6 protein-coding genes are annotated in these 10851 nt (G+C 44.3%); all 6 read left to right on the top strand.

The features are described 5' to 3' along the window. The coding region (locus ACT3RN_RS12085) for a WG repeat-containing protein (RefSeq protein ID WP_444518677.1) at positions 1-353 on the top strand (353 nt) is incomplete at its 5' end. A gap of 8 nt (positions 354-361) precedes the next feature. After that, positions 362-1519, top strand: a complete 1158-nt coding sequence (locus ACT3RN_RS12080) for a WG repeat-containing protein (RefSeq protein ID WP_444518676.1) — start codon at positions 362-364, stop codon at positions 1517-1519. A 104-nt stretch (positions 1520-1623) separates the two neighbouring features. Then, positions 1624-5595, top strand: coding sequence for an AAA family ATPase (locus tag ACT3RN_RS12075; protein ID WP_444518675.1), 3972 nt, complete (start codon positions 1624-1626; stop codon positions 5593-5595). Between the two features lie 426 nt (positions 5596-6021). After that, on the top strand, positions 6022-7032 hold the full coding sequence (locus ACT3RN_RS12070; RefSeq protein ID WP_442069723.1) for a cell division protein ZipA C-terminal FtsZ-binding domain-containing protein: 1011 nt from the start codon (positions 6022-6024) through the stop codon (positions 7030-7032). 406 nt (positions 7033-7438) lie between these two features. Continuing rightward, positions 7439-9490, top strand: a complete 2052-nt coding sequence (gene ligA / locus ACT3RN_RS12065; protein ID WP_442069721.1) for an NAD-dependent DNA ligase LigA — start codon at positions 7439-7441, stop codon at positions 9488-9490. Between the two features lie 412 nt (positions 9491-9902). Continuing rightward, the gene (locus tag ACT3RN_RS12060) at positions 9903-10448 is read left to right on the top strand and encodes an RNA 2'-phosphotransferase (protein WP_442069720.1); all 546 of its coding nucleotides are present in this window, start codon (positions 9903-9905) and stop codon (positions 10446-10448) included. The last annotated feature ends 403 nt before the right edge of the window (positions 10449-10851 follow it).

The following is a 10851-nucleotide window of genomic DNA, read 5'->3' as shown; positions in this document are numbered from 1 at the left end:
ATATAATTATTGCAGAGTTAGCTGACAAGCATGGCATATTTGACAATAAGGGAGAGTTGATTGTTCCTTTTGAGTACGATGGTTACCGCTCTTTAGAAGGAAGTTTAGGATATTTGAAGCAAGGCGATAAAGTTGGCTTATTCAACAGTAACAGCAAGCAGATTACGCCCATAATATTTGATAAACTAAATATAGTGCGAGACACAAACTATAAATATATTGAGGCTAAAATCGATGATAAGTATGGATTTATTGATGATCAAGGTAACAATATTATTGAGATCAAATACGAGAGATGGAAAGCTTATCAGCTCAAAGATGCGTTGAAAAACAACCATAAAAATAATAAATAGGATGTGTAGTGAAAACAATCAAAACCTTTAGTCTATCTGTTATAAGCCTAGCACTTGTTTTTAGCTACTCATCAGGGGCTATGGCTGCCGACTCTGATGTACAAGAAGCTAAGCGAGAACTAACTGCTGCGCCAGCAAGGTATCGTGGATGTAATCATATATCACCGACAGAGTGTAAAAAACTATTTCTCAATGAAGAAGTTTACCAGCAGGTTCTTAACAAATATGGCAGTGTACGTAAATACACAAACCATCTGATACAAGTTAGGGGTGATAGGGGCGAGGGTCTTATCGATAGTTCAGGTGAGATAGTCTTGCCTCTAGAGTATTCTTTCTATCCTACGCTTGATACTAGATACGATATTCCTAAACAAGTCGTGACCATTAGTAAAGATGATAAATATGGCTTATTAAATAAATTGGGCGAAATTGTCTTACCTATAAAGTACGATAGGATAGAAGAGATAGATGCTGAAGCAGATTATTTTTATGCTTTAGCGTTGGCAGATAAATACGGTTTGGCAAATAAATATGGCGAGATAATTTTACCTGCACTTTACGATTCTATTAGTCGTCGATTTTATTTGTCGGGTGGGATTTTGAAGAGAGATGAAAAATTTAGCTTAATTGATGCTCAGGGCAAAATAGTCCCATCTACGAGTTACGATAGTTTGAAGCCATTAGATGATGACCTACTATTAGCAAGTATTAAAGAACGTTTCGGTGTAATAGATCAGCAAGGTCGAACTGTTGTGCCGTTAAAGTACCAAGAGATATCCTCATTTAATCATAATATTGCGTATGCTCAGTTAGAAGATAAATGGGGTCTTATTGATATTAGTGGCAAGGTGCTTGTGCCGTTTGAGTACGATGATATTGAAGATTTTGATGATAGTTCATATGCCGTCCGACAAAAAGGAAAGTGGGGTGTTATAAGACCAAATGGCACCACCATCATTCCATTAAAATATACTGAACTTCGTAATACGTATGATGGGTTCATTCGTGTAGGTAACGATTATAAAATGGGTATTATCAATTATCAAAATGAAATTGTACTACCTATTATGTATGATTATATTGGAGAATTTGATGATGGTAAATTTAATGTAAGCATTAAAGGAGAATCTTTCAAAGTAGATCAAACTGGTCAAAGGGTAGAATAGTTATCTATTAGCGATATTCAAGCTTGGTCAGTGATATACCCTAAAAATCCACTACAATTTCAGGTAGAATAGCCGCCTGTTTTTGCTAAGTTTACTGATTCTTCATGCGTCTAAAATCCCTAAAACTGGCAGGCTTCAAATCCTTTGCCAATCCAACGACTTTTACCTTCCGCCATGGCATCACCGCCATCGTCGGGCCGAACGGCTGCGGCAAATCCAATGTGATTGATGCCATACGTTGGGTGCTGGGGGAGACCTCTGCCAAGCAGCTACGTGGTGGCGCGATGAGTGATGTTATCTTTGCTGGTACGCAAGATAAGGCAGCCAAAAGTGTCGCCAGTGTCGAGCTGACGTTTGAGCATACGCAAGATGAGCACACAGGTATTCGCCACGAGTTTAATTTGTACCAAGAGCTGTCCGTTCGTCGTCAGGTCAATAAAGAAGGACGCTCAGATTATTTCATCAATGGCACACGTTGTCGCCGCCGTGATGTGGTCGATGTGTTTTTGGGTACAGGGCTTGGCGCGCGTAGCTATGCGGTGATTGAGCAGGGTATGATTGGGCGTATTGTTGAATCCAGTCCCATGCAGCTGCGTGAGTTTATCGAAGAGGCGGCAGGCGTATCTCGCTATCAAGCGCGCCGCGAAGAAACACAGAAAAAACTAGAGAAAACACAAGAAAACCTAGCCCGTCTGCATGATATGCAAAGCGAGCTGGTCAGCCAACAAAAGCGCCTGTCGAAGCAAGCCGCCAGTGCGCAGCGCTACGAGGAGCTAGCGTTAACGCTTGCTGATATCAAGCAACAGCTCGCTATTCAGCAGCTGTATCAAGCCAAGCACACTCAGCAGCAGCAAAAACTAGCGCATGAACGCAGTGCTACTGAAGTCGCTAGCTTGCAAGCTGACTATGAGACGCTAAAAGCGCAGCAAGATAAACTCGCCACACACATCAACCAAGAGCAATGGCTCAAGGACGATGCCCAAAGCGCTCATTATCAGCAGCAATTAAGCTATCAACAAGCTGAGCACGAGCTGAGCGATGCCCAATCACAATTGACCGTGATTGAGCAGCAGCTTACAAGCTTGGATCAGCAGCGCACGCAAGCGGTTAGTGAGATTGATCGATTAAAAGCCGAGCAAGCGGAGCAGCAGAATATACTAGAGACGTTGCGTCCACAGCTGACTGAGTTGACGAGTAAACGTGACACGCATAAGCGCAACGAGCAACCGCTACAACGTGCATGGCATGACGCGCAAAACCAGCTATCACGGCTACAAGATAATGCGCGTACGCTTGAGCAGCAGCAAGCTATTAATAGCCAAGCGCAAAAACGCCATCAGCAAAACCACAATAAGTGGCAGCGCCGCCAGCAAAACTGGCAAAATCTATGGCAGCAATTACAACAGTCCCTGTTACTATCAGCCTCTAACGATAAGGATAACTCTGACGAGCAATCTTCAACGGATATACAAAGCGTACAGCAGACGTTAGAGACCCAAGTTGTAGAATTGAATAAACAGCTACAGCAGATGACGCGCCAACAAGACAGCGTCGATGAGCGTCTGTCTGAACTACAACCGCAAGCGCATGATTTACAGCAGCGCTTGACTGCGCAGCAGCGTGAGTTAAGGGAGTGTGAGAAGCAGCACGCGGTATTGGCAAGTGAGTACGATACCTTGCATCAGATATTGCATCCAAAACTGACACCTAAACCGCAACAGCAAGCAGCTATTTCTGAAGCCAGTAAGCCAGGAGCTAGTAAGTCAAAAGCCAGTTTAGAAAATAAAGCCAAAAACCGCTATGACGAGTTAGCCATCACCACCCTGCGCGAGCAGATTGAGCTAAGCGCACAAGGACAGCAGCATGCCGAGCTACTCGATAACGTACTATCATTGTGGCTAGACAGCCATGTGTTTACAGCAAAAACTTCTGGCACAGAAAAAGCGCGAAACAGCTCTGCAGACTCCGATAGTCTATGGTGTGAGCTTGAATCTAATCTAACGAATATCATTACCTATCAGACGGCACAGAATGAGCAGGCACATACGGAAGGTCAGTCTTCGGTAGAGAGCGGTCATAGCTTGTGGCTGTCTGCCAATCAAAACAAACCAAATGCAGCGGTATTTATCAATCAGTTGCCAGACAGCTTGATTGATAAAATAATGCCGTTGTCACAGCTGATTACTCAGCCAGCATTGGCGCTGTGGCAGCATTGTTATCTATATATAGCACAATCAGAAGCGAGCGCTCAGCATAGCCTAGAAGCGCTTGCTGATATCTTAAAATCACTGCCACCGTCAGCTATCTTGCTCACCACAGACGGTTGGCTCATCAGTCGTCAGGGGACGATTAACCTGAGTAAATTCACAGGTGCGCAAGCGGGTCAAAGTGACAGTAATAGTCAGTTTTTAACCCAGCGTTTGCAGCAGCGTAATCGTTTGCAAGCATTAGAAGACTTACTTGATGAGTTTGAAACCAAGATAGACACGCAGCAAAAAACCATTACAAAGCACCAACGCGACTATGATGCACTAACGATCAATTTAGAAGAAACGCGAGCACAAGCTGAGCAATTGACCCGTGATAAGCATAAATGTCAGCAGCAGCTCACCACACAGCGCGCCAATGCTGAGCGCTTACAAGCAGACAGCCTACGACTCATGGCGGATAAGTCAGATCTTGAGCAAGAGCAATTAGAGTTAGCGCAGGAGGAGCAAACGCTGATTGATGAGCAGCAGCATATTCAGCATGAACTAGCAGCGCTAACACCACAAATAGCAGAAGCACGAGCATTGAGTCAGCAATTACAAGCTGAGCGCAGTGAGCTCAATCGTAGCCGCCAAGCGGATGATGATGCATGGCAAGCACTACAGCTACGTATCCAGCAGAGTGAGATGCGTTTGGAGCATAGCGCTAGTGGCCTTACGCGAGCGATTGAACAACACGACAAGTCATTGCAGAGTGAGCAGCAGCTAAAAGCGAGTCATCAGAAACAGCAAGATAAGCTACCAGACTTGCAATCAGTATTACAGACGGCGCAGACAGCCCGAGATAAGCAGCAAGTGCTATTAACAGAACGAGACACTGCGTTGGCTGCGCTAAAGCAAGACTATGCGCAGCAGCAGACAGCGTTAGACAGCTTGCAAAATACGCTACAAGTTCAGCAAGGTCAGCTTGCAAACCACGCTACTGAGTTAGCGCTCAGTATGGCGCGGTTGGACGACGCCAGCACTCATACGCATGACGCTCTAGAAGCGTATTATAAGGTGAGCCATCAATATCAATCGCCATCAGAGTCAGCACAGCATCCGCAGCAAAAAGTGAGCGTTTCAAACTTGCTTGCTGATTTTATCGTGCATGATCGCCGTGTGCGTCCAGATAAAATCGTAGAGCTAGAGGCTGAACGTACCAAGATTGAGCAGCAGTTGGGTAAGATAGGTGCGGTGAATTTAGCAGCGGTGGCAGAGTTGGCGGAGGTTAATGAACGACTAGAGCCATTGGCGCAGCAGACAACGGATATTGCGGCGAGTATGCAGACGCTAACGGCTGCGATTGAGTCGATTGACGAGACCACCAAGACGCTGTTTATGCAGACGCTCGATGCCGTTAATACTGAGCTTGCCAATTTATTTGCCAAAGTCTTCGGCGGCGGACAAGCCAGTTTAACGCTCAATACTGACGATATGCCTGTCAATGCACCAAGATCAGAGCAGTGGCGCGCCGGATTAACCTTAATGGCACAGCCAAAGGGTAAGCGTAATAGTCGCCTTGCTGTATTGTCAGGTGGTGAGAAAACGCTCACCGCGCTGAGTTTGATTTTTGCAATATTTAAGCAGCATCCAGCGCCATTCTGTGTGCTCGATGAAGTCGATGCGCCACTTGATGATGCCAATGTCGAACGCTTTACCAGCTTGATTCATGAATTAGCAGATGATTTGCAGTTTATTTTTATCAGTCATAATAAATTAACGATGCAAATTGCCGATGAGCTAAAAGGTATCACCATGCCCAGTGCAGGTGTTTCTACGTTAGTCAGCGTCTCGCTAGATGAAGCAGCACGTTATATTACTGAATAGCCAAATAAATTGATAACTGACAAGCCGCTGCTAGTGGTATAGTTATAGGCAGTGAGCGACTAAATGGTTACGATGTAACCCTCTCTAAATGTACCACCTGCAGTTCGCTACCTTATATCCGTTTTGGTATTTTTTGACTATATATTCAATTATCTATATATTTAGTCGTCTATATGCTTAGTCATCTATTAAGTTAGATACGGTATCAGTGCTGTTCAGTGAAGTGCTTATAGACAGTCGCTCGGCTTGTTTGAATCCAAATGATAGTGAGATTATTATATCGCCAAGGTTATCACGTTACACAATTATGTCAGGCTGACGGTAAACGATGACTATATGATGACGATATTAATTAGCCATGCTAGACTATTGCCAATTATTCCCTCTTGTGTAATCCCTTTTGTCATATATTAGGATGTATTTCTCATGACCGCTATTCAGTTTATATTGATCGCCATTGCCGCATTTATTATGCTTGCAGGGTTGTTTATGGTCATTCGTAGCTTTAAGCGTCGCAAACACGCCGAAACTACTGCGGTCAACTATGATAAAAATGGTATTCCTATCATACCGCGTCATGAACGAAATATTGTCGACCAGCCTGATCTTGATGACACGGTCGCTGGTGAGACCAGTATTGGCCCTGACCGTGAGTATCTAAATGCGGTGATTGAAGAAGAGCCGTTAACCCATAGTGACGCCAATGCCAATATCTTGCAAGGTCAAGGCGCAGCTAACCATGACATTAATGCTTATACGAACGACGCCGAATATGCAGGCTGGCAAGCAGATCAGCAGCGTAGTGACGATGCTGAGTTTGTAGCAACTGCTGAACAGATGCATATCGAGCAAGAGCCAGACGCGTTTTCTAGCTTGATGTCGGCAACTGAAAGTTTGATGCCATCTATTGATACGGTCGCAGAGCCAAGTTTTGATGATAACAGTCCTATTCTCGATCAGCATTTATCAGAATCTGTTGATGAAGCGCAAAATGGTCCATTGATTAACGCCAAAGACAATATCAATATTACTATCTTGCCTCACCAGTATCGTGACCGTCCAATCTCGATTATCCGCGGTCGCGATTTATTAAAGCTGATTGATAAGTACGGTTTGCGTTATGGTGCGATGAATATGTTTCATCGCTATGAGCAAAAAGACGGTACAGGCATGCTGTGGTTCAGTATGATGGGCATCACCGATAACGGTATTGCACCTTTTGATCCGCATAGTGTCGCGACCAATACTTATAATGGTTTGGTGGTGTTTTTATCATTACCGCATCCACAAGCCGTGCGCAGCTTTGATAGTATGATGAGTATTGCTTATATGATGGCAAGCGATTTGGACGCGATTATACTAGATGAAGAGAACGAGCCAATCACCCCTGAATACAAGCAGCAGCTACGTAACCAAGTGCGTGACTATGAAGGTTAAAAACTTGAAGGTTAAGAGGTTAAACGATAAAAAAACTGATTAAACCTAATTGATAACAGTAGCATTAAAAAGGCAAATAGCGATTTACGTTATTTGCCTTTTTTAATGCGCCCTCATTTCTGCAAAATGCTAGAGTCGGTTCAAGATATAGTTGATTCCAAATATTTTCGATACAAGGAAGCCGAGTGCAAGCTATACATTAGTATGGTTAGTGAGGATGACGATGTAGCGGATTTATATGGATTTGACTATAATTTAGATACAAGGAAGGTGAGTGAAAGTACTGCACATAGTAGACTGAGCGAGCCTGACACAGTATCTGATTTATATGGGATTGACTATACCGAGTCTCTTACAAACTTGCTATCATATCGTCATCTTGAATTGCAAACAAAAGACGCTGACTATGACTGACTCTACCTTACCAAATACTGCTCATAACGATATCGTTGTGCAAATGCGCACGCTGATTGATACTCTAAAGACGCATAATTATGCGTATTACGTACTAGATAACCCCATCTTAGAAGACAGCGAATACGATCAATTGCGTCGTTCTTTGGTCGCGTTAGAAGAGTCACATCCAGAACTTATACAGCCAGACAGTCCGGTTAATCAAGTGGGCGACATGCCATTGTCTGCCTTTACCCAAGTGACCCACGATATTCCCATGTTATCTCTGGGCAATGTCTTTGATTATGACGAGCTACATACCTTTATCCGCCGTGTGAATGACCGTTTGAGTGATGCACAGCAAAACCCAGAGTATGAGATGGAGTTAAAGCTTGATGGCTTAGCCGTATCGTTAAAATATGCGCATGGTAAGTTTGTACAAGCCGTTACGCGTGGTGATGGGCAAACGGGGGAGGACATTACTCAAAATGCCAAAACCATTCGTAATTTGCCATTGTGGATAGCTGATGCCGCTGATATCGAGCTGTTAGAAGTACGTGGTGAAGTGCTGATGCCCAAAGCGGGGTTTGAGCGTCTGAACCGTTTGGCATTAGAGAAGGATGAAAAAACTTTTGCCAATCCACGCAATGCTGCCGCTGGGAGCTTACGCCAGTTAGACCCAGCCATCGCCGCCAGTCGTCCATTGGCATTTTATGCTTACTCTATCAATCAAGGACTGCCTGAGACCATCGAAACGCAGTCAGCAGGCTTGGCGTGGTTAAAAGACTTGGGCTTTACCGTTAGCGCTGTGGAAGTGGTCAAAACCCCACGCGCCGCTCAGACCTACTATGAGTCAGTGATTGAGGGCCGTGCTGATTTGCCGTTTGAGATTGATGGCATGGTGATAAAGGTAAATAGCCTATCATTGCAGCAGCAGCTTGGGTTTTTGTCACGTGAGCCGCGTTGGGCAACTGCTTATAAATTCCCTGCCGAAACAGTCATGACGCGTCTAAACGATATCGAATGGCAAGTAGGACGTACAGGTCAGATCACACCAGTGGGCAAGCTCGAACCTGTCAAAGTGGGCGGCGTCACGGTCAGCAATGTCACCTTGCATAACTTTGGCGAGATTCAGCGTTTGGACGTGCGAGCGGGCGATATGATCAGCGTACACCGTGCTGGTGATGTCATCCCCAAAGTCACCCGCGTCTGGCATGAGCAGCGTCCAGCAGACTCCACACCAGTGACACTGCCATCTACTTGCCCTGTCTGCGACTCGCCTGTGGTGCTGCCAGAAGATGAAGCACTGGCACGCTGTACTGGCGGCCTATTTTGCCCAGCGCAGCAGACCGAGGCACTCATTCACTTTGTCTCGCGTCGGGCGATGGATATTGATGGACTTGGTGCAAGTTGGCTGATTAGCTTCTTTGAGCATGGTCTGGTCAAAACCGTCGCTGATATTTATCAATTGCACAATCATGTAGATGAGCTATTAACATTAGAAAAACTGGGTGAAAAATCGGTACAAAATATCATCAACGCTATCGAAGCCAGCAAGCACACGACATTGGCTCGCTTTATTTATGCACTCGGTATACGCGGTGTCGGTGAAGGTACGGCACAAAACTTTGCCCAGCAATTTGGTGACCTCGATAGCCTGATGGCAGCCAGTATCGAAACCCTGATTAAAACCCCTGACGTTGGCACTATCACTGCCGAGCTGGCTTATGAGTTTTTCCGTGCACCGCACAATATAGAGGTGATTAATTCGCTGCTAGACGCTGGCGTGCATTGGGATAAGGTCGAGCAAGTCGCCTCAGAAGGGCTACCACTCGATGGGCAAACGTGGGTCATCACGGGTGCGCTCGATAGCATGGCGCGAGATGAAGCCAAAGCCAAACTACAAGCTCTCGGTGCAAAAGTCTCAGGCAGCATCTCGGCAAAAACCACGGCGTTACTGGCAGGCGAAAAAGCTGGCTCCAAACTGATCAAAGCAGAAAAGCTAGGCGTGAAAGTTGTGGGTGAGGATGAGTTTTTGGTGTTGGTTGGGAATGAAAACCGTTAAAAAATTGCACTGCTAACTGCGAGCATGGCTCTTGTCTTGCGCTGGGCAAAACAGTGTTTTGCTTATTCCTCCTCAGGTTCGCAAGTGAAAATCCCTTAGAGGGGACTTTCTGGTTAGGTCATACTTTAATAACATGCTCGTTCCTAGCGCAAGTGAAAAAGATAAAGATTTAAAAGCATGGCCTCAGCATTGAGTTCTTTCAAAATGGGCAAATATGCGGGTCATGAGCTGTTATCCTTTAATAATTCACTCGGCGCTCGTCCATCGCGTACAGTTTTCGTCTTCCGCTTTAGTAGGGAGTCACGGTTGCTTTACTCATTCACGCAAGAATAAGCACTTTGCATATTTTTTAGTAGGGCACGCCCAGCACACCTTGAAAAACAAACTACTCTAATTGACCTGAAAAATACTCATGAAAAACAATACCGAAACCAGTAAGTTCTTAAGCTATATTTTACGACATGAGCCTGACTCCATAGGTCTGGTACTTAGTAGTGACGGCTGGGCTGATATCAATGAACTGATGCAATTAGCCAATACGTCAGGCAATAATATTATGTTAGAGCAAATTCATTCTATCGTAGAAAGTGATAAGAAAGGACGTTTTTCAATTTCTGACGATGGTCAGTATATAAGAGCTGTGCAAGGTCACTCTTTAAAGACGGTAGACTTGAATCTAAAAGAAACAACGCCTCCTGCAAACTTGCTTCATGGTACGGCTCAACGTTTTATAGAAAACATCAACAACGAAGGACTCGTATCTCAAAAAAGACAATATGTTCATTTGACGGAAGATTATGATACCGCAACAAAAACAGGCATGCGCTATGGCAAGCCTGTTGTATTAAGTATTGATAGCCATAAAATGCAAGAAGAAGGTTATAAGTTTTATCAAGCAGAAAACAATGTTTGGCTTACTTTGGCAGTGCCGCCAGCGTACATCACTATTCATAAATAGTATGAGTAGTAACCTCATGATAAACAAAAATGTTGAGCATGAAAGACGCAGTGTAGTCAGTGCTTTTGCGCTTTGATCTACCTGTATTCAGGCCTGAGACTCTGCCTAAAGCATATAAATAGTGCAAGTCATATAAATCATGCTATGAAGTCTGTGACAGTATGTAATAAGTCTCCTACAAGCAGTACACTGGTCAGTTAGCATAATTTTTAGGTAATTAGAGCAATGCAAAAGATAGCTTTTTTGATAAAAAAATTGAGTAGTATGATGAAAAGTCTGCTGCTTTATGCTGGAAGCATTATCACAATAGTGATGACTTATGCTTTCTTATATTCTGCTTTTGTCTTTACGTATTATCCCAAACAAATGCAAAAGTTTTGTGATTCCATCGAAAAAGGCGATT

The sequence above is a fragment of the Psychrobacter sp. AOP5-GZ1-6 genome, from assembly GCF_052376345.1.
GTDB lineage: Bacteria > Pseudomonadota > Gammaproteobacteria > Pseudomonadales > Moraxellaceae > Psychrobacter.
Note: the sequence above shows the minus strand (reverse complement) of the source record. Positions and strands in the feature narration are given on the sequence as shown.

Excerpts from the sequence above, each read along its gene's own strand:
- ACT3RN_RS12075 (WP_444518675.1), top strand. The coding sequence starts at position 1,624 with ATGCGTCTAAAATCCCTAAAACTGGCAGGCTTCAAATCCTTTGCCAAT.
- ACT3RN_RS12070 (WP_442069723.1), top strand. The coding sequence starts at position 6,022 with ATGACCGCTATTCAGTTTATATTGATCGCCATTGCCGCATTTATTATG.
- ligA (WP_442069721.1), top strand. The coding sequence starts at position 7,439 with ATGACTGACTCTACCTTACCAAATACTGCTCATAACGATATCGTTGTG.
- ACT3RN_RS12060 (WP_442069720.1), top strand. The coding sequence starts at position 9,903 with ATGAAAAACAATACCGAAACCAGTAAGTTCTTAAGCTATATTTTACGA.